Origin of the sequence: Thiobacillus thioparus DSM 505 (genome assembly GCF_000373385.1) — a bacterium.
In the GTDB taxonomy this organism is placed as follows: domain Bacteria; phylum Pseudomonadota; class Gammaproteobacteria; order Burkholderiales; family Thiobacillaceae; genus Thiobacillus; species Thiobacillus thioparus.
Genome location: NZ_KB891328.1, coordinates 150,904 through 174,161, shown reverse-complemented (window position 1 = coordinate 174,161; position 23,258 = coordinate 150,904). Strand labels below are relative to the sequence as shown.

At 62.9% G+C, this 23,258-nt stretch carries 20 protein-coding genes and 1 tRNA gene; 7 read left to right on the top strand and 14 right to left on the bottom strand.

Going from position 1 to position 23,258, the window contains the following annotated elements:
* Window positions 1–33: 33 nt before the first annotated feature.
* The 3 genes from kdsA to ppsA form a co-directional block, all read right to left on the bottom strand.
* Window positions 34–876 (bottom strand): 3-deoxy-8-phosphooctulonate synthase, encoded by an 843-nt coding sequence (gene kdsA, locus B058_RS0111410; RefSeq protein WP_018508620.1) that lies wholly within the window; start codon window positions 874–876, stop codon window positions 34–36.
* Window positions 873–2,513, bottom strand: coding sequence for a CTP synthase (locus B058_RS0111405; RefSeq protein WP_018508619.1), 1,641 nt, complete (start codon window positions 2,511–2,513; stop codon window positions 873–875). The genes kdsA and B058_RS0111405 overlap by 4 nt, the downstream gene beginning before the upstream one ends.
* 69 nt (window positions 2,514–2,582) lie before the next feature.
* Window positions 2,583–4,922 carry a phosphoenolpyruvate synthase gene (ppsA, locus tag B058_RS0111400; RefSeq protein WP_018508618.1) on the bottom strand — a complete coding sequence of 780 codons (2,340 nt, stop codon included), beginning with the start codon at window positions 4,920–4,922 and terminating at the stop codon, window positions 2,583–2,585.
* 11 nt (window positions 4,923–4,933) lie between these two features.
* Between ppsA and B058_RS0111395 the strand changes: the two genes are divergently transcribed.
* The 3 genes from B058_RS0111395 to B058_RS16890 all read left to right on the top strand — a co-directional run bounded on the left by B058_RS0111395 (window position 4,934) and on the right by B058_RS16890 (window position 8,527).
* Entirely contained in the window at window positions 4,934–5,710 is a 777-nt protein-coding gene (locus B058_RS0111395; RefSeq protein WP_018508617.1) for a pyruvate, water dikinase regulatory protein, read from the top strand.
* A gap of 439 nt (window positions 5,711–6,149) precedes the next feature.
* Entirely contained in the window at window positions 6,150–8,117 is a 1,968-nt protein-coding gene (locus tag B058_RS0111390) for a putative bifunctional diguanylate cyclase/phosphodiesterase (RefSeq protein ID WP_245539296.1), read from the top strand.
* Window positions 8,118–8,227: 110 nt separating this feature from the next.
* A complete protein-coding gene (locus B058_RS16890; protein WP_018508615.1) occupies window positions 8,228–8,527 on the top strand; it encodes a DUF3579 domain-containing protein in 300 nt (99 codons plus the stop codon).
* Window positions 8,528–8,540: 13 nt separating this feature from the next.
* On the opposite strand, the gene B058_RS0111380 is transcribed toward B058_RS16890, so the two are convergent.
* Window positions 8,541–9,320, bottom strand: a complete 780-nt coding sequence (locus B058_RS0111380) for a TrmH family RNA methyltransferase (protein ID WP_018508614.1) — start codon at window positions 9,318–9,320, stop codon at window positions 8,541–8,543.
* Window positions 9,321–9,365: 45 nt separating this feature from the next.
* On the opposite strand from B058_RS0111380, the gene senB reads away from it, so the two are divergent.
* Window positions 9,366–10,325, top strand: coding sequence for a selenoneine biosynthesis selenosugar synthase SenB (senB, locus tag B058_RS0111375; RefSeq protein WP_018508613.1), 960 nt, complete (start codon window positions 9,366–9,368; stop codon window positions 10,323–10,325).
* A gap of 25 nt (window positions 10,326–10,350) precedes the next feature.
* Here senB and B058_RS0111370 read toward each other — a convergent pair whose 3' ends face one another.
* On the bottom strand, window positions 10,351–11,073 hold the full coding sequence (locus tag B058_RS0111370) for a tetratricopeptide repeat protein (RefSeq protein WP_018508612.1): 723 nt from the start codon (window positions 11,071–11,073) through the stop codon (window positions 10,351–10,353).
* A gap of 58 nt (window positions 11,074–11,131) precedes the next feature.
* Here B058_RS0111370 and ycaO point away from each other — a divergent pair, with 58 nt between their 5' ends.
* Together ycaO and B058_RS0111360 are read left to right on the top strand one after the other, a co-directional pair.
* Window positions 11,132–12,850, top strand: coding sequence for a 30S ribosomal protein S12 methylthiotransferase accessory factor YcaO (gene ycaO / locus B058_RS0111365; protein ID WP_018508611.1), 1,719 nt, complete (start codon window positions 11,132–11,134; stop codon window positions 12,848–12,850).
* Window positions 12,851–12,860: 10 nt separating this feature from the next.
* Entirely contained in the window at window positions 12,861–13,709 is an 849-nt protein-coding gene (locus B058_RS0111360) for a PA4780 family RIO1-like protein kinase (protein ID WP_018508610.1), read from the top strand.
* Window positions 13,710–13,750: 41 nt separating this feature from the next.
* Here the strand turns inward: B058_RS0111360 and B058_RS0111355 are convergent, their stop codons facing one another.
* From B058_RS0111355 to rnr, 3 genes are all read right to left on the bottom strand, one after another.
* On the bottom strand, window positions 13,751–14,224 hold the full coding sequence (locus tag B058_RS0111355) for a hypothetical protein (protein ID WP_018508609.1): 474 nt from the start codon (window positions 14,222–14,224) through the stop codon (window positions 13,751–13,753).
* A 63-nt stretch (window positions 14,225–14,287) separates the two neighbouring features.
* Window positions 14,288–15,052 (bottom strand): 23S rRNA (guanosine(2251)-2'-O)-methyltransferase RlmB, encoded by a 765-nt coding sequence (rlmB, locus tag B058_RS0111350; protein WP_018508608.1) that lies wholly within the window; start codon window positions 15,050–15,052, stop codon window positions 14,288–14,290.
* Entirely contained in the window at window positions 15,049–17,349 is a 2,301-nt protein-coding gene (rnr, locus tag B058_RS16885) for a ribonuclease R (RefSeq protein WP_051082106.1), read from the bottom strand. Before rnr ends, rlmB begins: the two co-directional genes overlap by 4 nt.
* A gap of 47 nt (window positions 17,350–17,396) precedes the next feature.
* Here rnr and B058_RS0111340 point away from each other — a divergent pair.
* Window positions 17,397–17,483: transfer RNA gene (locus tag B058_RS0111340), tRNA-Leu, on the top strand.
* Between the two features lie 64 nt (window positions 17,484–17,547).
* Here the strand turns inward: B058_RS0111340 and B058_RS0111335 are convergent.
* The 6 genes from B058_RS0111335 to hflX are packed head-to-tail and all read right to left on the bottom strand — an operon-like array spanning window position 17,548 to window position 23,251.
* Complete coding sequence (locus B058_RS0111335; protein ID WP_018508606.1) at window positions 17,548–18,846, bottom strand: adenylosuccinate synthase; 1,299 nt, start codon at window positions 18,844–18,846, stop codon at window positions 17,548–17,550.
* Window positions 18,847–18,860: 14 nt separating this feature from the next.
* Window positions 18,861–19,826, bottom strand: coding sequence for an ATP phosphoribosyltransferase regulatory subunit (locus tag B058_RS0111330; protein ID WP_018508605.1), 966 nt, complete (start codon window positions 19,824–19,826; stop codon window positions 18,861–18,863).
* Window position 19,827: 1 nt separating this feature from the next.
* A complete protein-coding gene (locus B058_RS0111325; protein WP_018508604.1) occupies window positions 19,828–20,016 on the bottom strand; it encodes a DUF2065 domain-containing protein in 189 nt (62 codons plus the stop codon).
* Window positions 20,013–20,894 (bottom strand): protease modulator HflC, encoded by an 882-nt coding sequence (gene hflC, locus B058_RS0111320; protein ID WP_018508603.1) that lies wholly within the window; start codon window positions 20,892–20,894, stop codon window positions 20,013–20,015. Before hflC ends, B058_RS0111325 begins: the two co-directional genes overlap by 4 nt.
* Window positions 20,891–22,087: an FtsH protease activity modulator HflK gene (gene hflK / locus B058_RS0111315; RefSeq protein WP_018508602.1), complete on the bottom strand. Its 1,197-nt coding sequence runs from the start codon at window positions 22,085–22,087 to the stop codon at window positions 20,891–20,893. Before hflK ends, hflC begins: the two co-directional genes overlap by 4 nt.
* A gap of 9 nt (window positions 22,088–22,096) precedes the next feature.
* Window positions 22,097–23,251: a GTPase HflX gene (gene hflX, locus B058_RS0111310; RefSeq protein ID WP_018508601.1), complete on the bottom strand. Its 1,155-nt coding sequence runs from the start codon at window positions 23,249–23,251 to the stop codon at window positions 22,097–22,099.
* Window positions 23,252–23,258: the final 7 nt, after the last annotated feature.

The window sequence follows — 23,258 nt, the reverse complement described above, 5'->3', positions numbered from 1 at the left end:
TCAGCTCTTCACGACCATCGTGTCCTTCGCAGATCAGTTTTTCATCAACTTGTGTTCAATAAACCCGCGCTGTTTCACCAGCGCGTCGATTTCCTTCAGCGTTTCCAGCAATTCCTTCATCATGCCGAGCGGCCATGCGTTGGGGCCGTCGGACAGGGCAACTTCCGGATTCGGGTGCGTCTCCGCGAACACGCCCGCCACGCCGCTGGCCACCGCAGCCCGCGCCAGCACCGGCACGAACTCGCGCTGACCGCCGCTCGACGTGCCCTGCCCGCCCGGCTGCTGCACCGAGTGGGTGGCGTCGAATACCACCGGGCACTGCGTGGCACGCATGATCGCCAGACCGCGCATGTCGGACACCAGCGTGTTGTAGCCGAAGCTCACGCCGCGTTCGCACACCATGATCTGCTCGTTGCCGACCGCCCGCGCCTTGTCGACCACGTTCTGCATGTCCCACGGCGCGAGGAACTGGCCTTTCTTGATGTTGACCGGACGTCCGGCGCGCGCGACGTTCTGGATGAAGTTGGTCTGGCGACACAGGAAGGCCGGCGTCTGTAGGACGTCGACCACTGCGGCCACTTCGTTCAGCGGCGTGTCTTCATGCACGTCGGTCAGCACCGGCACACCGATCTTCGCCTTCACTTCCGACAGGATGCGCAGTCCTTCCTCCAAGCCGAGCCCACGGAAAGACTGGGTCGACGAGCGGTTGGCCTTGTCGAACGAGGATTTGTAGATGAAGGGGATACCCAGCCCAGCGCATATTTCCTTCAGCTGGCCGGCCGTGTCCATCGCCAGCTGTTCGGATTCGATCACGCAGGGACCGGAAATCAGGAACAGCGGCTGATCGAGCCCGGCCTCGAAGTGACACAGTTTCATTTAGCCTGCTCCTGTTGACGCGCCAGCGCAGCTTGCACGAACGCAATGAACAAAGGATGACCGTTGCGCGGATTGCTGGTGAACTCGGGGTGGAACTGGCAGCCGACAAACCAGGGATGCACCGCGGTGGGCAGCTCGACCATTTCGCACAGGTCGGTGCCCGGCGCGCGCCCGGCAACGACAAGGCCCTTGGCTTCGAGTTCGGCCAGCAGCGTGTTGTTGACTTCGTAACGATGACGGTGGCGCTCGACGATGCTGGCTGCACCGTAGATCTCGCGTGCCAGCGTACCGTCCTTGAGTTCGCACGGCTGGCCGCCGAGGCGCATGGTGCCGCCCAGGTCGGACTGCTCACTGCGCTTCTCGACCTGGCCGCCGCGATCCAGCCATTCGGTGATGAGGCCGATCACCGGATGCGTGGTGGCCGGCTCGAACTCGGTCGATTGCGCGTCCGCCATGCCGGCGACGTCGCGTGCGAATTCGACCACGGCGAGCTGCATGCCCAGGCAGATGCCGAGATAGGGCACCTTGTTCTCGCGCGCATAACGAATGGCGGCAATCTTGCCTTCCACGCCGCGCTTGCCGAAGCCGCCGGGCACCAGGATCGCATCCATGTCCTTGAGGCTGTCGACGCCGGACTTCTCGATCTGCTCGGAGTCGATGTAATGGATCTTCACTCGGCTCTTCGTATGCATGCCGGCGTGGATCATCGCCTCGGACAGCGACTTGTAGGATTCGGTGAGGTCGACGTACTTGCCGACGAAGGCGATGTTGACCGTGTGCTGCGGATGCTCCAGTGCATGCACCAGGTTTTTCCACACGCTCAAGTCGGCCGCGCGCGCCAGGATGTTCAGCTTGTGGCAGACGATCTCGTCGAGCATCTGGTCGTGCAGCATCGCCGGGATCTTGTAGATCGAGTCGGCGTCGAGCACCTCGATCACCGCCTCGGGCCGCACGTTGGTGAACAACGCAATCTTGCGGCGCTCGTCGAGCGGAATCTCACGGTCCGCGCGGCACAACAGGATGTCGGGCTGGATGCCGATCTCGCGCAGCTCTTTCACGCTGTGCTGGGTCGGCTTGGTCTTCAGCTCGCCGGCGGTCGCGATGTAGGGCAGCAGCGTCAGGTGGATGAAGCAGGTGTTTTCGGGGCCGTCCTCAAAACCCATCTGACGGATCGCTTCGAGGAAAGGCAGCGATTCGATGTCGCCCACCGTGCCGCCGATCTCCACCAGCGCCACGTCAGCGCCATTGGCGCCTTCGCGGATCGAGCGCTTGATCTCGTCTGTGATGTGCGGGATGACCTGAACCGTGCCGCCAAGGTAGTCGCCGCGGCGCTCCTTGTCGATCACCGACTTGTAGATCTGCCCGGTGGTGAAGTTGTTGCGCTTGCTCATGCGCGCGCTGGAGAAGCGCTCGTAATGGCCCAGATCGAGGTCAGTTTCCGCGCCGTCGTCGGTGACGAACACCTCGCCGTGCTGGAACGGGCTCATGGTGCCGGGATCGACGTTGATGTACGGATCGAGCTTCAACAGGGTGACACGGATACCGCGCGATTCGAGCAGCGCAGCAAGTGAAGCGGAGGCGATCCCTTTCCCTAGGGAAGAAACCACCCCACCAGTGACAAACACATACTTCGTCATTTTATAAGCGGGGGCGGGTGATGACGGATTCTACTCCATCGCCCGTGATGGCTCAATGACACGGCCGATTCAATGGCTTGCCAGCCTCCGCCAGGTCGCCGTCACCGTGTCGGGATTGAGCGAAATCGAGCCGATCCCCTGTTCGACCAGCCAGTCGGCCAGATCGGGATGGTCGCTTGGCCCCTGGCCGCAGATGCCGACGTATTTGCCCTGCCGCCGGCACACGGCGATGGCTTCGGCCAGCAACTTTTTCACCGCCGGGTTGCGCTCGTCGAAGCCGCCGGCCACCAGGCCGGAATCGCGGTCGATGCCGAGGGTAAGCTGGGTGAGGTCGTTGCTGCCGATGGAAAAGCCGTCGACGTAGTGCAGAAAGTCCTCGGCCAGCAGCACGTTGGAGGGGATCTCGCACATCATGATCAGCCGCAGGCCATGGTCGGCGCGCTTCAGGCCGTTATCGGCCAACAGCCCGGCCACTGCCGCGCATTCCTCCACCGTGCGTACGAAAGGAATCATCACCTCGACATTGGAAAAGCCCAGCGTCTCGCGCACCTTCTTCAGCGCCCGGCATTCCAGCTCGAACGCCGGGCGGAACATCATCGATACGTAGCGCGCCGCGCCGCGCAACCCCAACATGGGGTTTTCCTCCTTCGGCTCATAGCGTTCGCCGCCCACCAGATTGGCGTATTCGTTGGACTTGAAGTCCGACAGCCGCACGATCACCGGCTGCGGCCAGAACGCGGCGGCCAAGGTCGCGATGCCCTCGGCCAGCTTGTCGACATAGAACGACACCGGGTCGGCATAGCCCGCGGTGCGCGCATCGATCTCGTCGCGCAACGCCGGCGTCTGGCCGGCGTAGTCGAGCAGCGCCAGCGGATGCACCCCGATCATGCGCGCGATGATGAACTCCAGCCGTGCGAGGCCGACGCCGTGATTGGGAATTTGCGCAAACTCGAAGGCGCGCTCGGGATTGCCGACGTTCATCATCAGCTTGACCGGCGGCTCCGGCAGCGTCTCGCTTGCCAGCGTCTCCATCTCGAATGCCAGTTTGCCGGCATAGACCTTGCCGGTGTCGCCTTCGGCGCACGATACCGTCACCAGTTCGCCATCCTTCAGCACCGTGGTCGCGTTGCCGGCGCCGACCACGGCGGGAATGCCCAGTTCGCGTGCGACGATGGCGGCGTGGCAGGTGCGTCCGCCCCGGTTGGTGACGATGGCCGCCGCACGCTTCATCACCGGTTCCCAGTCAGGATCGGTCATGTCGGTGACCAGGATGTCGCCCGGCTGCACCCGATTCATCTCCGCCGGACTGGCGATCAGCCGTACGGCACCGGCGCCGATCTTCTGGCCGATGGCGCGGCCGCTGATGCGCACCTCGCCGCTGCCTTTCAGTACGTAGCGTTCGATGCTGCCGGCGCTGCGCGCCTTCACGGTTTCCGGACGCGCCTGGACGATGAAGAGTTCACCGGTTTCGCCGTCCTTCGCCCATTCCACATCCATCGGCCGGCCGTAATGCTGCTCGATCCGGACCGCCTGGCGCGCCAGTTCCAGCACCTCGACATCGTTCAAGGCAAACTGCCGCCTCAACGCTGGTGGCGTGGCCTCGATCACGGTTGCGCCGTCGCGCCACACCATGCGGGTGGCTTTTTCACCGAGTTCGCGCCGCACCACCGCGGGAAAGCTTTGCGCCAGCATCGGCTTGTGCACGTAGTACTCGTCCGGATTCACCGATCCCTGCACCACCGTCTCGCCCAGGCCGTAGGCTGCGGTGATGAACACCACGTCGCGGAATCCGGACTCGGTATCCAGGGTGAACAGCACGCCGGAGCAGGCGATATCGGAACGCACCATGCGCTGGATGCCGGCGGACAGTGCCACGCCGGCGTGGGCAAAGCCGTGATGCACCCTGTACGCAATGGCGCGGTCGTTGTAGAGCGAGGCAAAGACTTTTTTCACATACGTCAGCACGTCGGCCACACCGCGCACGTGCAGATAGGTTTCCTGCTGGCCGGCAAACGAGGCGTCGGGCAGGTCCTCGGCCGTGGCCGACGAGCGCACCGCCACCGATACCGTGTCGCCAAGCCCCGCGTACGCCGTGCTCAGCCCGGTTTCCAGCGCAGGCGGCAGGCTGGCCGCCTCGATCCACGCGCGAATCTCCGCCCCTGCCTGCGCCAAGGCCGTCACGTCCGCGACGTCGAGCGGCGCCAGCCGCGCGTCGATACGCGCACGCAGGCCGTTATGATCGAGAAAATCCCAGAAGGCCTTGGAGGTGGTGGCAAACCCGCCCGGCACCTTGACCCCCGCACCGGACAGATGGCGGATCATCTCGCCGAGCGAGGCATTCTTGCCGCCCACCAGAGGCACATCCGCCATCGACAGGGCATCCAGCGGCACAATATAGTCTGTAGACATAGGTGAACTCCATGAACGGTTACAGCATATTCTGCGTGTCCGACCACACCGGGGTGACGGTCGAGTCCGTCGCCAAAAGCGTGCTGGCACAGTTTCCTCATCTCGAGTTTAGCCTGATTACGCTGCCCTTCGTCGACAGCGCGGAGAAAGCCCAGGCTACGGCCGCACGCATCGCCACGGCCCCTCGTACCCTGATCTTCTCCACCCTGACCGATCCTACGCTACGTCTGCCGTTTCGCCAGGCTGGACTCAGCCTGTTCGACGTATTCGACCTGATCGCGCCGGCCGTCGAATCTGCGCTCGGCCAGACCGCCACCCCCAGCGGCGGCCACACCCATGGCATGGCATCTGACTATGAAGCACGCATGGATGCCGTCAACTTTGCGCTCAATCTGGACGACGGCCTCAATCCCGAACGTCTGGACCAGGCTGACCTGATCCTGGTCGGCGTTTCGCGCGTCGGCAAAACCCCCACTGCGCTTTATCTGGCCCTGCAGTATGGCCTGCGCGCGGCCAACTATCCGCTTACGCCGGACGACCTCGAACAGGACGACCTGCCCGTCTGCCTGAAAGCCCATCTGCCCAGGCTGCGCGGCCTTACCCTGTCGCCTGAGCGTCTTGCCGCCATCCGCCAGGCGCGTTACCCGGACAGCCGCTACGCCAGCCTGGCGCAATGCCGCATGGAACTGAGTGCAGCCGAGGTGTTCTTCAAACGTCACGCGCTTCCCATTGTCGATACCACCCGTATGTCGGTGGAAGAAATCGCCGCGCGTTTGCGGCTGTCCTGAGCGTCCCGCTGTCCTGACTGAGGGCCAACCCTCAAGTTTTGCGCGATTCACCCGATTGAACAAACGACCCGGAGCCCGCTTATACGCAGTCCAAGCCCCGCCAAATTGTTCAATGATCAGGAGTTTCCGATGTCTTGCCCCTGTCCGCATACCCGCTTACACACTGCAATGGCACCGGCTTGTCCATCCTGGTCGTCACTGCGGCGCTGACGACAGGTCCGGCACACTTGTCCGCACCATCGAAAGGAAGGCTGACGCCAGCCGCCTCCTTGTTTCTCCCAAACGCCAGCCATCGCTTGCTGCGCGAACGCCTGGCCCGTCCCGACTCGAATCCGAACGGAGCACATGACCTGTTTCGTTTCGCTCACGGAAAGTGCGCAGCGTGAATACCGTTGCTCTTGATCCTGACAACGCCCCTGTGCCGTCGGCAAGGTATTCCGTGCTTCCCGCAACCTGGCGGCGCGTGCTGCTGGCAGGATTCATTGTCCAGCTGTTGTTGATTCTGTTCGTCACCACCATCGGCCTGCAGCAACTCCGGCTGACCGCCAACAACCTCGGCACGGTTGTCGATGTCCACATGCGCAAGCTCAGCCTCACCAAGGCGATGATGACTGCTGCGCGCGAGCGCACACTCTGCATGTTCAGATTGTCGATGAGCTATGACCCGTTCGAACGCGATCAACTGTTCATACAGTTCAACAAGCACGGTGCGGAGTTCGCCGATGCCCGGATGGCACTGCTGAACATGCCCCTGAGTCCGCGCGAACACGAACTCATCGATCTGCAGGGGCATCTGACTGGCATCGCTCGGCCGATGTATAACCAGCTCGTCGAGGCGCTACGTGGCGATTTCAACCACAAAGCCGAAGAGCAGGTTCTCAGCGGCGCCATCCCGGCGCAGAACAACGTCCTGAATGTGCTCTCGCTGCTCGATACCGAAACCCAAAGGCTCGCGCTGGAAGCCAGCCGCAAGGCGCACCAGGCGCACGAAGTGGCGCGCTTCTGGATGTACCTCCTGTCGGGCATTGCCCTATTGCTGGGTATTCTCGTCGCGACTGCGGTCATGTACTACACCAAGCGGGCCAGTCGCGAACGCCACCATCTTGCCACGCACGACGCCTTGACGGGCCTGCCCAACCGCATGCTGTTCATGGACCGCCTGGAACAATCCCTGGTGCGCGCACAACGCCGCAACACACTGGTGGGCGTGATATTCATCGACCTGGACCGCTTCAAGCGCGTCAACGACACCCTCGGTCACGCCAGCGGCGACGCGCTCATTTGCGAAGTTGCGCAGCGTCTGCGTTCGGCCACGCGTGCAGAGGATGTCGTCGCCCGGCTGGGTGGCGACGAATTCGGCGTGGTCATCGATGTCGCCCGGATCAGCCATGTTTTGCAGGTGGTGGAAAAAATCCTCGGCGTTGTAAGCGAACCCTATCGAATCGCGGAACGCGAACTGTTCTCCAGCTGCAGCATCGGCGTCAGCGTCTATCCAAACGACGGCAGCGACGGCACCAGCCTGCTCAAGCACGCCGACACAGCGGCATTCACTGCAAAGAACGGCGGCAGAAACCGCTTCCAGCTCTATGACGCTGCCATGAACACCATGGCGGAAGAACGGCTGCAGCTGGAAACCGAACTGCACTACGCGCTGGAACGGGATGAATTCCTGTTCCACTACCAGCCCAAGCTCAACCTGGAAACCGGGCGCATCCAGGGTGTCGAGGCACTGATCCGCTGGAATCACCCCGGCAAGGGCCTGCTCAGCCCGGCGGTTTTCCTCGAACTGCTGGAAGAAGGCGGCGGCATCGTCAAAGTCGGCCGCACACTGCTGAGATCGGCCTGCTTCCAGACGGCAAGCTGGCATGCCGCCGGCTTCGCCAACCTGGATGTGGCCGTCAACATATCGGGCAAGGAGTTCTGGCACAACAATCTGGTCGCCGATGTCCGCGAGGCCCTGCAGCAGTCCGGCCTGCCGCCGCACTCGTTGCATCTCGAACTGACCGAGGGCATTTTCATGCAGGATGTCGAGGCGGCCGTCTCCATCATCCTGGCCTTGAAGGCACTGGGCGTGGCCGTGGCGATCGACGACTTTGGAACCGGCTATTCGTCGTTGGCCCACCTCAAGCGATTCCCGCTCGACATCCTCAAGATCGACCGTTATTTCGTCAAGGACATCCCGCACGCCCCGGTCAACGAAGCGCTCATCAGCTCGATTCTCGCCCTGTGCAGGGGATTGAAACTCGGCACTGTCGCCGAAGGCGTGGAGAACCGGGAACAGCTCGAAGTCCTGCGCAAACTCGGCTGCCAGGTCGTGCAGGGTTATTTCATCAGCCGGCCGGTGCCTGCTGATGAAATCGCCGCACTGCTGGACCGCGACTGGCTGAAGGAATTCGACCAGACTTGAACCTGTCGGCCACGGCTGCCATCCCCGGACGGCCCGATCCGCGTTTCCGTTAAAGAAACGCGAAGCTGGGCCGAATCAGCAGGGGCGAACCTTCGCGAATGGGAGAGCGGATGCTATCCGAAGACAGTCTGGTCATCACCGGCATACAAGAGAATGGAAAGAAATTCCGTCCGTCGGACTGGGCCGAACGCCTGTCGTCCACGCTGGCCAGCTTCCATCCTGACAACCGTTTGCGCTATTCATCGGGTGTCCAGCCCTGCATGATCGAAGGGGAATACTGTCTGATCGTCGCGCGCTGGCTGCAAGCCGCCGACCCGGCCGCCTATGACTATGTCATGGGATTCGCCCAGGCGAACCAGCTGCGGATCCAGATGGATCGCCGCGCCGGCGCGCGCACATTATCGTGCTGACACCCATGCGGCCCTAGGCGGCCCGCTGCCGGGCCGCCTCGAACACGGCCACGGCCAGGGCCGCCGCGGCATTCAGGGACTCGATCCTGCCCGGCATCGGGATGCGTATCGCAGCGCTTGCGGCAGCGCACACCGCCCGCGACAAGCCCGCGCCTTCGTTGCCCACGATCAAGGCCAACGCGCCGGTCAATGCATGCGCATACAGGTTGCTGTCCTCGGCCAGTGCAAGCGCAAGGCTCTCTCCTTCGAAACCCGCCAGCCAATCCACGATATCGACGCCGCTGACGAGCGGCAGTACGAACTGCGCGCCCTGCCCACCGCGCAGCGCCTTGGGCGACCACGGGTCGTGGCATCCTTTCGACAGCACTGCCAAGGTAGCCCCTGCCGCCGCACCGGTACGCAGCATGGAACCGAGATTGCCTGGATCCTGGATATCTTCCAGCACGATGACGAGCGGCGTGGCTTCAATGGCCGGCGGCGCGAGCCAGGCAACCTCGGCAAGCAGGCCGGTCGGCGTCGCAACCGGCGCGAGTTCGGTAAACAGCATGTCTGACAGCTCGACGGCCTTGACGTGCGGACACCGCCCGGCCAACCGTTCGAAGCGGCCAGCATCGAACGAAGCCGTGCGCACCAGCGTATGCGGCTGGCCGCCGGCGTCGAGATAAGCTGCCAGCAGATGCTCGCCGTCGAGCAGGGCCATTCTGGCCTCGCGACGCGCACGGGCGGATTCGGCAAGCTTTTTCAGACGCTTGAAGAGGGGATTGTCACGTGAGGAAATGACGGTTTCGGTCATGTCAGGATTATCCGCGATTCGCCCCGCCGGGCGTACACTCACGCCATGCGCATCGCCCTCATCACCCCATATGGCCGCGAGCATCGCAACGGCAACTGGCACACGGCCTCGCGCTGGGCGCATTTCCTGCGCGAGGCCGGGCATACGGTGCGGACCCAAGTGGAGTGGGACGGCCGGATGGCCGAGCTCATGCTGGCGCTACATGCGCGGCGCAGCTTTGCCTCGATACGCGCCTTTGCCGAGCGTTTTCCGAGCCGGCCGTTGCTGCTTGCGCTCACAGGCACCGATCTGTATCGCGACATTCACGAGGATGCCGACGCCCAGCAGGCGCTCGAACTCGCGCACCGGCTCATCGTGTTGCAGGATCGCGGCCCCGACGAACTGGCGGCACATCTGGCCGCCAAAACACGGGTGATCTATCAGTCGTCGCCCGACATCGCCCGCCGGCCTACACCTGCCAACACGTTCGACGTGCTGGTGATCGGCCACCTGCGCACGGAAAAGGATCCATTCCGGGCTGCCCTGGCCACCAACTACCTGCCGGATTCCTCGCGCATCCAGGTCACCCATCTGGGCGGCGCTCTTTCCGAGGACATGGCCGAGACAGCGGAACTGGCGCAAAGCAAGCTGCCGCGCTGGCACTGGGCTGGCGATGTATCTCACCAGACCGTACTGAGACGCCTCGCGCGCGCGCATCTGCTGGTCATCAGTTCGGTGATGGAAGGCGGCGCCAATGTGATCTGCGAAGCGCTTGCGGCCGGCGTGCCGGTGCTGGCATCACACATGCCAGGCAATATCGGCATGCTCGGCGAGGACTATCCCGGCTATTTCCCGGTGGGCGACGAACGGCAGCTGGCCAGGCTGATGGCGATGGCCGAGAGCGATCCGGCATTCTATGCTGACCTGCTCGACCACGCCTCGACCCGGCGCAGCCTGATGCGCCCTGAGCAGGAAGCCAGCCGGCTGCGCCAGGTGGTCGCGGAATTCGAGCAAAACCCGGCATAGCCCAGACACGGCTTGATCGGCCGGCTCAGCCCTCATCAAGCAGGATCCCGAACATGCGTGCGCGCCGAGTCTTGCTCAGGCCGCGCCATTCCCGAATCGCCTCGCGGGCGACGCGCGCATCGCCCGTGACCGAGTACTCGACCGCAAACGCGCGCCAGATATCCGCCAGTTTCGGATCGAGCACCTGCAATTTTTGCAGGGCCTGCGTCACCCCTGCCTGGCCTTTCATCCGATAAAACGTCAACCCCAGGTTGTGCCAGGCCGGGAGATAGTCGGGATCGATCTCCACCGCGGCGCGATAGGCCCGCATCGCCTCATGCGAGTGTCCGCTGTCACGCCAGGCATTGCCCAGATTGTTGCGGGCCAACACGTCGCCCGGCGCCAGGCTGAGATTGTGCCGATACGCCGCGATCGCTTCGTCAAAGCGTCCCAGTTCGCCCAGTGCGCGTCCTTGGACGAACCAGGCCAGCGGATTCCTCGCATCGACCCGCGCCCAATCCTGGCCCCATGCCAGCAAACCCGGCCAGTCGGCGCGCCTCTCCAGGGCCTGGGCCTGCTCGACCCACTCGACCTGGGGCCGCGCCGCCAGGGCGGCCTGGTCGCCCTCCAAACCGAAGGTCTCGGTCGCCGCGACCGGCCCTGCGCAGGCAAGACCGGACAAGCACACAAACAACAGGACGGCACGGCTCGACATAGGACGAGAATCGCAGTCCTTGCGGCCCGCGACCAGAGAATCGACCGGATTCATTTTACGCCATGCTTGACGCATCGCTTATGCTGTTGCCTGTCCTGAATAGAGTCACCCCATGCACGCCACCGAACATTTCATCCCCGGCAAGGACGCCTCGCTCGAAGCGTCGATCACCACCCTGCAGTCCAAGCTCGAGGCCATCGGCTTCCACATCGAGGAACGCTCCTGGCTCAACCCGGTGGAAGGCGTGTGGTCGGTGCACATCCGCGACCGCGACTGCCCGCTGCTGTTCACCAACGGCAAGGGCGCCTCGGAACTGGCCGCGCGGGCGAGCGCGCTGGGCGAATACTTCGAACGACTGTCGACCAATTACTTCTGGACCCATTTCTATCTGGGCGAGACAATCGCCAACCGCAGCTACGTCCACCATCCCGACGAGCGCTGGTTTGCGCTCGTCGACAGCGACGATGTCTGGCCGGCCGATCTGCTCACCCCCGCGCTGCATGGCCTCTACAACCCGGATGAAGGCGTGCATGCAGACCAGCTGATCGACCTCAACTCCGGCAATGCCGAGCGCGGCATCTGCGCCATTCCGTACCAGCGCCTGCGTGACGGCGAAACCGTGTATTTCCCGGTCAACCTCATCGGCAACCTCTACGTCAGCAACGGCATGTCGGCAGGCAACACACTGAAAGAGGCGCGTACCCAAGCGCTGGCCGAAATCTTCGAACGCCACATCAAGTTCCGCATCATCGAGGAAGGCCTGTGCCTGCCCGACGTGCCCGAAGCCGTCATCGAGCGCTACCCGCACATCGCCGCCGGCATCCGCGGCCTGCGCGAAGCGGGCTTCGGCATCCTGGTGAAGGACGCCTCGCTCGGCGGCCAGTACCCGGTGATGAACGTCACCCTGCTGCACCCCCACGACCAGGGCTGCTTCGCGAGCTTCGGCGCGCACCCGCGCTTCGAGGTGGCGCTGGAGCGCGCGCTGACCGAACTGCTGCAGGGCCGCGCACTCGATTCGCTGGCAGGCTTCCCGGCCCCCGGCTTCGACCAAACCGAAATTGCCGACCCTCAGAACCTGGAAATCCACTTCGTCGATTCCAGCGGCGTGATTTCCTGGCACTTCCTGCGCGACACCCCTGACTTCGAGTTCGTTGACTGGAACTTCGGCACCACCACCGAAGAGGATTACGCGTGGTCGGTCGATGCCCTGCACGCCGAAGGGCACGACCTCTACATCGCCGACTTTACCCACCTCGGCGTCTACGCATGCCGCATCCTGGTGCCCGGCGTCTCCGAGATCTACCCGTTCGAGGAACTCGAATTCGAGAACAACAGCGTCGGCAACCTGATCCGTCCGGCACTCACGCGTCTGCCCGAACTCAGCGACGACGAATGCGCCGAGCTGCTGGATCGGATCGTCGAGCTGGAACTGGCCGACGACCGTCTGGTCACGGTGCTGATCGGCCTCGCCCCCGATCCCGATTCGCCATGGACCGACCTGCGCGTCGGTGAATTGAAGCTGCTGCTCGCCCTCGCCCTCGGCAACGACGACGCCATCCGCGAAGGCTGCACCTGGATCGCCCAGTACGGTCAGCGCAGCGAAGCGCGCCTCAAGGTCTACCGCTGCATCGCCGATCTCGTCCAGCTCGACGATCCCAATCCCTTCGAATCCGCGCTCGCGCTGATGTACGGCCGCGACACGCTGGAACAGGCGTTCGCGCTGTTCAACCAGGACGAGCGCTTCTTCGGCCTGACAACACTGGGCGGCAACTTCGAGGGCAGCGCGATCCACCAGCGCCTGCTGGAGGCGTACCGCAAGGTGCGCGGCTAGACCGCTGCCGATGAAAATCCCCAAACGGCTCGCACCCCTGCTCGAAGACGGCCTGATCGACGGCGTCGTGCGCCAGCTCATGAGCGGCAAGGAGGCCATGGTCTTCGTCGTCGTGTGCGGCGACGAGATCCGCTGCGCCAAGGTCTACAAGGAAGCCAACCAACGTAGCTTCCGCCAGGCCGTCGACTACACCGAAAACCGCAAGACCAAGAACAGCCGGCAGGCACGCGCCATGGCCAAGGGCAGCAAGTACGGCCGCGAAATGCAGGAAGCCGCCTGGCAAAGCGCCGAGGTCGATGCGCTGTACCGGCTCGCCGCTGCCGGCGTGCGCGTGCCCACGCCGTACAACTTCCACGAAGGCGTCCTGCTGATGGAGCTGGTGGCCGATGCCGACGGCAACGCCGCTCCCCGGCTCAACGACGTGTCGTTCACCGAAGTCGAAGCCCTCGCCCACCACCGTACCCTGATCGGCGAAGTGGTGCGCATGTTGTGCGCCGGCGTCGTCCACGGCGACCTGTCCGAGTTCAACATCCTCGTCGGCGCCGACGGCCCGGTCATCATCGATTTGCCACAAGCGGTTGACGCCGCCGGCAACAATCACGCCCAGGCCATGCTGGCGCGGGACGTGAACAATCTGAGAACGTATTTCGGGCAGTTCGCGCCGGCGCTGTTGGCGACGCGATACGCCGAGGAAATCTGGGCGCTGTATGAGCACGGCAAGCTGAATCCCGAAGTCGAACTCACCGGCGTATTCGAATGCGAAAAGCCACCGGTCGATCTGGAGGGGGTGATGCGGGAGATTGATGACGCGCGTGAGGAAGAAGCTGCGCGCTTGTTGCGTTTGCAAGAGCTAGCGTGAGTCAGCAAGCCCGGTAAAGCGCATGCGAAAGGGTAGCCTACTCAATAGGACCACCATGATTGCTGAATCTTGGCGTCGATGATTCTTAATGACAAGACATAAAGTGACTCCCCATCGTCCCGGTTTTCAACAAGGCGACGAACCTTCAGGAGATTACGATCATATTCTCGATGCAACGCCTCTAAGTCGTTTAAATCAAGCTTCTGAGCAGCATTGTCTAGCCCACGATTAATGTCGTGGACTTGGCAGAAGAATCGCCCCAAAGATAGTGCTTCGGATTCTGAGAGCGCACCCTCTGACAACAAGACAGAAAATGAGGACTCATACGTGACCGTGGGGAGGCGATATAGCGGAGAAAGAATCGCATCATTCAACAGCGCTGCAGCTCGTTCCCGACACAGCTCTAGTTCAGCCCGGATTGCGGCCCAATGGGTTTTCAGGTGCCGCTTTCTGTCTAACCAAATTGGCACCCGCGCCAGCACGAAACCAAGAATAACAAGTAGAACCTCTTTCATAGGCAACCCTAAAGATGCCCAAGCGTCAATTTAGCCGGCAACTGACTGCGTAAAAGACATAACTCATGCGCTCCGCTGCCGCACCGTCTCATACAAACACAGCGCCGCCGACACCGACACATTGAGGCTTTCCACTGTGCCGCCGATCGGGATGCGTGCGACCTGGTCGCAGCTCTGCTTGACCAGCCGGCGGATGCCCGCACCCTCGGCGCCGAGCACCCAGGCGATGCCGGTTTTGGCGTCGATGCCGGACAGGGGTTGCTCGCCATCCATGTCAGCGGCGATGACCCAGATATTGTGTTCCTTCAAATCCTCGATGGTGCGCGCGAGGTTGGTGACCATGATGTAGGGCACGGTTTCGGCGGCGCCCGAGGCGACCTTCTCCACCGTGGCGTTGACGCCGACGGCGTTATCCTTGGGCGCGATGACGGCATGCACGCCGAAGGCATCGGCCGAGCGCAGAATCGCACCGAGGTTGTGCGGGTCGGTGACGCCGTCGAGGATGACCAGCAGCGGCGGGCCCTGGATGTTTTCCAACACCTCGTCGAGCGAATGCGTGAGCGCAACGGGCTTGACGCGGGCGACCACGCCCTGGTGCTTGGCGGTCTTGCCTACCAGCCGCGTCAGCCGGTCGGCCTCGACCTGCGCGAGCTTGACGCCGTTGTCCTTGGCCTGGTGCACCAAGTCGCGCGCACGCGCATCGCGGCGGGTCAGGTCGAGGTAGATTTCGAATATGCCCGCGGGATCCTGGCGCAGGCGGGCCAGGACGGGATGAAAGCCGTAGATGAGTTTTTCTGCGGCGTGTTTGTCGGCGGGCTTCTCGCTCATTTCTGCTTGCTACCCGACCTGGATTTGGCGGATCGAGGCTTGGAGGAGTTCTTTTCCGACGCCGATTGCGCGAATGCGCGTTGCATGTCGAGGGCGGAATTCTCCTGCTCGACCAGGCTGAAATCGATCTTGCTGGTCTCGATGTCGGCACGCATCACCTTGATGCGCACGCGGTCGCCCAGGCGATATTTTTTACCCGTCCGCTCGCCGAGCATCATGTGCTTGGCCTGGTCGTAGTGGAAGTAGTCCTGGCCGAGTTCGGAGACGTGGACGAGGCCTTCGATAAAGATCTCGTCGATCGCGACGAACATGCCGAAGCTGGTTACCGCGCTCACCGTGCCGTTGTATTCGTCGCCGATGCGGTCCTGCATGAAATAGGTCTTCAGCCAGGCGTCGACGTCGCGGGTGGCGTCGTCGGCGCGGCGCTCGGTCATCGAGCAGTGGGCACCGATTTCCGCCAGGCCCGTGGCCGGCAGCTTCTCGCCCAGGAGCACCGCCTTGATGCCGCGATGCACCAGCAGGTCGGGGTAGCGGCGGATCGGCGAGGTGAAGTGAGTGTAGGCCTCGTACGCCAGACCGAAGTGGCCCTTGTTGTCGGGGCTGTAGATCGCCTGCCTGAGCGAGCGCAGCATCACGGTCTGCAACAGGCCATGGTCGGGACGGTCCTTGATCTTGTCCAGCAGCGCGCCGTAATCCTTGGCATGAGGCTTGTCGCCGCCGCCGAGATCGAGACCGAATTCGGCGAGGAAACCGCGCAGCGCGGCGAGCTTCTCGGGCGTCGGGCCTTCGTGCACGCGGAACAGCGCAGGCTGCTTGTTCTCGTGCAGATAATCCGACGCGCAGACATTGGCCGCCAGCATGCATTCCTCGATGATGCGGTGGGCATCGTTGCGGATCACCGGTACGATCTCCTTGATCTTGCCGTTGTCGTCGAAAATGATCTGCGTCTCGGTCGAACCGAAGTCGATCGCGCCGCGCTTGGCGCGTGCCTTCAAAAGGGTACGGAACAGCTTGTCAAGCGCCTCTAGGTGCGGCATCAGCGCGGCCTGCTTCTTGTCCGGCTTGGCGACGCCGGAGAGCCAGTCCCACACCTGGTTGTAGGTGAGGCGCGCGTGCGAATAGATCACCGCCGGGTAGAAGCGGTATTCCTTGATGCTGCCTGCCGTGGTGATACGCATGTCGCACACCATGGAGAGGCGGTCGACCTCCGGGTTGAGCGAGCATAGGCCGTTGGACAGCGCTTCCGGCAACATAGGGATGACGCGGCGCGGAAAATACACCGAATTGCCGCGGTTGAAACCTTCAGTGTCGAGCGCATCCTTCGGCTTGACGTAATGGCTGACGTCGGCGATCGCCACCACCAGCCGATAGCCGCTGCGGCCGAGTGGCTCGCAATACACCGCATCGTCGAAGTCGCGCGCGGTTTCGCCGTCGATGGTGACGAGCGGCAGGTGGCGGATGTCCTCACGGCCAGCCATGTCCTTTTTCTGCACCTTGCTCGGCAGCTTGGACGCCTGCGCCTCGACGTCGGGCGGGAACACGTAGGGCAGGTCGTGCTTGCGCAACGCGATCTCGATTTCCATGCCCGGGCCGGTGAAGCTACCCAAAATCTCGGTGACGCGGCCAACGGCCTCATTATGCGCGCCGGGCTGGGTGACGATTTCCACCGTGACCACCTGGCCGGACTTGGCATTCCCTGCATTTTCGGGCGGCACCAGGATGTCCTGGTTGATACGGCGGTTCTCCGCAATCAGGAAGCCGACGCCACCCTCGAGGTAGTAGCGGCCGACGACGAATTGGTTGACGTGCTCCAGTACCTCGACGATCTTGGCCTCGCGCCGGCCGCGCTTGTCGAAGCCGGCGACCCGTACCAGCACCTTGTCGCCGTGCAGCACGCGGTGCATTTCCTTGGGCGACAGATACAGGTCGTCGCCGCCCTCTTCCGGCACCACGAAGCCGAAGCCGTCCGGGTGGCCCTCGACGCGGCCCTTGATCAGGTCGAGCTTGTCCGGCAGGCAGAGCTGGCGCTTGCGGTTCAGCATCAACTGGCCGTCGCGCTGCATCGCGCCGAGACGGCGCTGGAACAGGTCGCGTTCGTCCTCGGTGATGTGCAGCTGGTCGGCGAAGGCGTCGGCATCGACCGGGCAGCCGGCGTCGGTCAGCAGCTGCAGAATGTATTCGCGGCTGGGCAGCGGCGATTCGTAGCGCTCGGTTTCACGTTCGTAGAACGGGTCGGCCAGACGGATCGCGGGAATTTGATGTTTGCTTGCGCGGCTGCGGGATTTTTTTCCAGGCATCTTCGTTGACAATTTATTCATGGCTCTCTAAAATGCGCGCCTTCATTGCCCAGATGGCGGAATTGGTAGACGCACTAGGTTCAGGTCCTAGCGGTGGCAACACTGTGGAGGTTCGAGTCCTCTTCTGGGCACCAAACGCTACAAGTAAAAAGCCGACCTCGTGTCGGCTTTTTACTTTTTCAGACTTTATTTTATACATTACGCCTCGTAAGGGTGGCGACGCACGATTGTCTCCACCCGGTCCGGCCCGGTCGACACCACGTCCACCGGCACTTCGCACAGGGCCTCCATCCGCTTCAGGTAGGTCTGCGCCTTCTGCGGCAGCTTGTCGAATTCCTGCACCCCCACGGTCGTATCGCTCCAGCCCGGCAGGTCCTCGTAGATCGGCTCGACGTGGGCAATCGATTCAGCTCCCACCGGCAGGATGTCGCAGGTCTCGCCGTCGATCTTGTAGCCCACGCACACCCGCACGGTTTCCAGGCCATCCAGCACGTCGAGCTTGGTCACGCACAGGCCCGTCACGCCGTTGATCTGGATCGAACGCTTGAGCGCTGCGGCATCGAACCAGCCGCAGCGGCGCGCGCGGCCGGTGGTGGCGCCGAATTCGTGCCCCTTTTCGCCGAGATACTGGCCGACATCGTCAAACAGTTCGGTGGGGAACGGTCCCGAACCCACGCGCGTGGTATAGGCCTTGGTGATGCCGAGGATGTAGTGCAGCGTGTTCGGGCCGACACCGGCGCCGGTGGCGGCACCGCCGGCCGTACAGTTGGATGAGGTCACGAACGGATAGGTACCGTGGTCAATATCCAGCAGCGTTCCCTGCGCGCCTTCGAACAGCAGGTTCTCTCCCGCCTTGTTGGCTTCGTACAGGCTGCGCGGCACATCGGCCACCATCGGCTTGAGGCGCTCGGCCAGCGCCATCATCTCGTCGAGCGACTGGTTGAAGTCGACCACGTCGGTCTTGTAATAGTTTTTCAGCATGAAGTTGTGATGATCGAGCACCTCGCCCAGCTTGGCGGCGAAGCGCTCGCGGTGGAACAGGTCCTGCAGGCGAAGCGCACGGCGCGCCACCTTGTCTTCGTAGGCGGGGCCGATGCCGCGTCCGGTGGTGCCGATCTTGCCGGCGCCCTTGGCGATTTCGCGCGCGCGGTCGAGCGCCACGTGGTGCGGCATGATGAGCGGACAGGCTTCGCTGAGCTTGAGACGGCTGGCGACGTCGACACCGGCCGTCTGTAGCATGTCCATTTCCTCGATCAGCGCGGTCGGCGACAGCACGACACCATTGCCGATGTAGCAGGTGACGTTGTCGCGCAGGATGCCCGACGGGATCAGGTGCAACACGGTCTTCTTGCCTGCCACCACCAGCGTGTGGCCCGCATTGTGGCCGCCCTGGAAGCGAACCACGCCCTGCGCACGGTCGGTCAACCAGTCGACGATTTTGCCCTTGCCCTCATCGCCCCACTGAGTGCCGATGACGACGACGTTTTTTGCTGCCATGGTGCAATCTCCCTTTATTGCTTATCTGAACTGGCGATGACCAGTTCGCGTAAATCCAGACTGAAACCGGTGGCCGGACGCGCCCGGCCGAATACCCGCCCTACTTCGTCGTAGCGTCCGCCCTGCGCGATCGCATGGCTGCGCCCTCCGGTGTAGGCGGCGAACACGACCCCGCTGTGATAGCCATAGCCGCGCAGCTCGGCCAAGTCGTAGGCCGCTTCGACACCGACGAGGCCATGGTCGAGCACTTCCAGGGTATCCAGTGCGGCAGCGATTGCCGCCAGTTGCGGCAGGCGCGCACGCGCCTCGGCCAGCACGCTGCGGTCGCCGTACAGTTGCGGCAGCGCGGCAAAGGCATCGCGCAATGCGACGGGCAGCCCTGCGGTCAACACCATCACGGCGCTGCTGTCCTTTGCCTGCAATGCACCGAACAATTGATGTTCGACCGTACCGGACAGGCCGGCTTCCTGTGCCAGCGCCCGATATACGCCGACATGACCGATGTCGAGCTGCAGCGTCTTCACGCCGCAAGCGTCGAGGCCCTGTAGCATCAGTGTGAGAATTTCGAGGTCCGCTTCCGCACCGGCTTCGCCATATAGTTCCGCACCGACCTGGATCGGCTCGCGCGAGCGATGGAAACCGTCGGACTGGGTATGCAGCACGCTGCCCGCATAGCACAGGCGGTTCACCGCGTTGGCGGCGAGCAGGTGCGCGTCGATACGCGCCACCTGCGACGTGATGTCGGCACGCACGCCCATCAGCCGGCCGGTCAGCTGATCGACCAGCTTGAAGGTCTTGAGGTCGAGGTCGGCACCCACACCCGTCAACAATGAATCGACGTATTCCATCAGCGGCGGAATCACCAGTTGATAACCGCGACCGCGAAACAGGTCGAGCAGCGCGCGACGCATGTCCTCCATGCGCCAGGCCTGCGGCGGCAATACATCCTCGACGTTTTCGGGCAATAGCCAGGCAGTCATTTCAATTCAGTAGCATCAACAAAAAAACGCCGCCCAACATCGAGGCAGCGCCGATAAAACGCAATTGGCCGTCGCGAAGCGCCTGCATCCGGCGAAAGCCGTCACACCATACGGCTGGCGCAGCGAACGGCAGGACCCCTTCCACCACCAGCAACAAGCCGATTGCCGCAAGCCAGTCCGAACCCGTCATTTACCACCGGCGGCACGCGGGTTCTTCATGTATTTGAAGAAGTCGGCGCTGGGATCGAGCACCATCACGTCGCTCTTATTCTTGAAGCTTTCGCGGTAGGCCTGCATGCTGCGGTAGAAGGCATAAAACTCCGGGTTCTTGTCATACGCAGCGGCGTAGACCGCCGAGGCCTTGGCGTCGCCCTCACCCTTGACGCGCTGGGCATCGCGATAGGCTTCGGCGACGATCACCTGCTTCTGCCGATCCGCATCAGCCTTGATTTTTTCCGCTTCAGCCGCGCCGGTCGAGCGCAGCTCGTTGGCCACCTGCTTGCGTTCGGCTTCCATCCGGCGATAGACGTTTTCCGACACGCTTTCCGGCAGATCGACGCGCTTGATGCGCACGTCGACCACCTGCACGCCTATCGAACGCGCATCCTGGTCGGCTTTGGTACGAATGAGGTTCATGACGGCATCACGCTGCCCTGATACAACGTCGTGAATCGTGCGCTTGCCGAATTCAGCCCGCAGTCCGTCGTTAACCGTCTGGTTCAGACGAATCTGCGCGCGCGTTTCATCGCCACCGACCGAGACGTAAAACTGCCGGGCATCGATGACGCGCCATTTGATGTACGAATCGACCAGCACGTTCTTCTTTTCCGAGGTGATGAAACGCTCCGGATCCGCGGCATCCAGCGTCAGGATGCGCGTATCGAAATAGCGGATGTTCTGTACCAGCGGCAACTTGAAGTAGAGGCCTGGCGCCTTCTTGACCGAGACCACTTCACCCAGTTGGAACACCAAGGCATTCTGGCGCTGATCGACAGTGAACATGCTGCCGCTCAAGATCACCAGCACCACGACCAGCCCGATCAGGATGGGGGCGATATGCTTGTTCATGGCCGGTCCTCCCGGTCACGGCTGCGCAAGGCATCGCGCGAGCGCATATCCACAGGGGCGGGCGGCGTGGTTGTCGCAGCAACCGGAGGTTGCAACAGCGCGTCCGATGCACCGCTGTTTGGCTGGTTGACGATCTGCTGCAATTTGTCGAGCGGCAGATACAAGAGGCTGTTGCCGCCTTTCTGGTCAACCACCACTTTGCTGGTGTTGTTCATCACGGTCTGCATGGTGTCGAGATACATACGCTGGCGTGTCACCTGCGGGGCTTTCTGATATTCGGTCACAATTTGCGAAAAGCGGCTGGCGTCACCTTCAGCATTGGCAATCACAGCCTGCTTGTAGCCCGCGGCTTCTTCCTTCAGGCGCGAGGCCAGGCCACTTGCGCGTGGCACCACGTCATTGGAATACGCTTCCGCCTCGTTCTTCAGGCGCTCGCGATCCTGTCCTGCCTTGACCGCATCGTCGAACGCGGCCTGCACTTGCTCAGGCGGCTGGATGTTCTGCAGCGTGACCTGGCTGACGCTGATGCCGGTCTTGTAACGATCGAGAATCTGCTGCATCAGCACCTTCGCACGCGTGGCGATTTCAGCACGCCCTTCGTACAGCACAAAATCCATCCTGTTCTTGCCAACGATTTCGCGCATCGCGGTTTCGGCCACCTGCAGCACCGTATCTTCAGGCGCCCGGTTGACGAACAGGAATTCCTCCGGATCCTTCAGGATGTACTGCACCGCGAACTGCAGGTCGATGATGTTCTCGTCATCCGTCAGCATCAGCGACTCGCGCAGCACCTTGCTCTTGACGTTGTTGCGATAGCCGATTTCAACGGTGCGCACCTGATCGATATTGACGGTTTCGCGCGACTCGATCGGCCATGGCAGATGCCAGCGCGGGCCCGGCTCGGTCGTCTCGATATACTTGCCGAAGCGCAGTACCACGCCGCGCTGGCCGGTGTCGACGATATAGAAACCGCTCGCCACCCAAACCAGAAACAGCGCGCCAAGCAGCAGGCCGAGCAGATTGCCGCCGCCTGCGCCACCCGACGAGAAACCGCCGCCCCCTTCCGTATTCCGGTTGCCAAACATGCCGTTGAGGCGCTCATTAAGGCGCCGCCAGAGCTCGTCCAGATCGGGCGGTCCGCTGTTTTTGTTGCGGTTACCGTTGTTGCCCCATTGCTGGTCGTTCCAGGCCATATCGTTAAGTTATGCAGAGAGAGCTGTGGGTTGGGAGGTGTCTTCGTCTGACGCGCCGGCTTCGCCCCGGGCGCGTTCGGCGACCAGGATTTCTGACAGGGCATCACGTAAAAGTTCAAGCCCCGCGCCGGATTGCGCGGATACATATACGCTTTGCAGTTTACCATATTCATCCCGCCCCACTCCCGGCGCAACGCCCGTCAGATCGAGCTTGTTGTAGACCCGGAGTTGCGGCACGGCTTCCGCCCCGATTTCCGCCAGCACCTTGTCGACCGCCTCGATCTGGCGCTCACGCCCGGGGCTGGCGGAATCGATCACGTGCAGCAGCAGATCGGCTTCTGCCGTGGCTTCCAGCGTGGCGCGGAACGCCGCCACCAGGTCGTGAGGCAGGCGGGTGATGAAACCGACGGTGTCCGACAGCACCACTTCCCCCACCTGAGGCAGGTAGATCTTGCGCGTGGTGGTGTCCAGCGTGGCGAACAACTGGTCGGCGGCATAAGCGCCGGCACGCGTCAGCGCGTTGAACAGCGTGGATTTCCCGGCGTTGGTGTAGCCGACCAGCGCCACCGACAGCACGTGCTGGCGCGCGCGCGAACGCCGCTGGGTGCGGCGCTGCTTGCCCAATTTGGCGAGCCGGTCGCGCAAGGCCTTGACCCGCATCCCGATCAGGCGGCGGTCGGTTTCCAGTTGCTTTTCACCTGGGCCGCGCATGCCCACACCGCCGCGCTGGCGTTCGAGGTGGGTCCAGCCGCGCACCAGCCGGGTCGAAAGGTGCTGAAGCTGGGCCAGTTCGACCTGCAGCTTGCCCTCGGCGCTGTGCGCACGGCGCGCAAAGATATCCAGAATCAACGTGACACGATCGATCACCCGGCAATGCACGCGGCGCTCCAGGTTGCGTTCCTGGGCAGGCGACAGCTCGTGGTTGAAGATGACGACGTCCGCTTCGGTGGCTGCCACCAGCGCGGCGATCTCGTCGGCCTTGCCGCTGCCCACGAACAGTGCGGCATCCGGGCGGCTACGCTTGCCCTGCACCTCGCCCAGAATCTCAAGCCCGGCGCCGGCCGCCAGCAATCGCAGCTCGGCCACGCTTTCCGCAAAATCCAGATCGCCGAAATCAAGCGCCACCAGGATGACGCGCTCGCCACCGGCATGCCGCTCAAACAAGGCGATA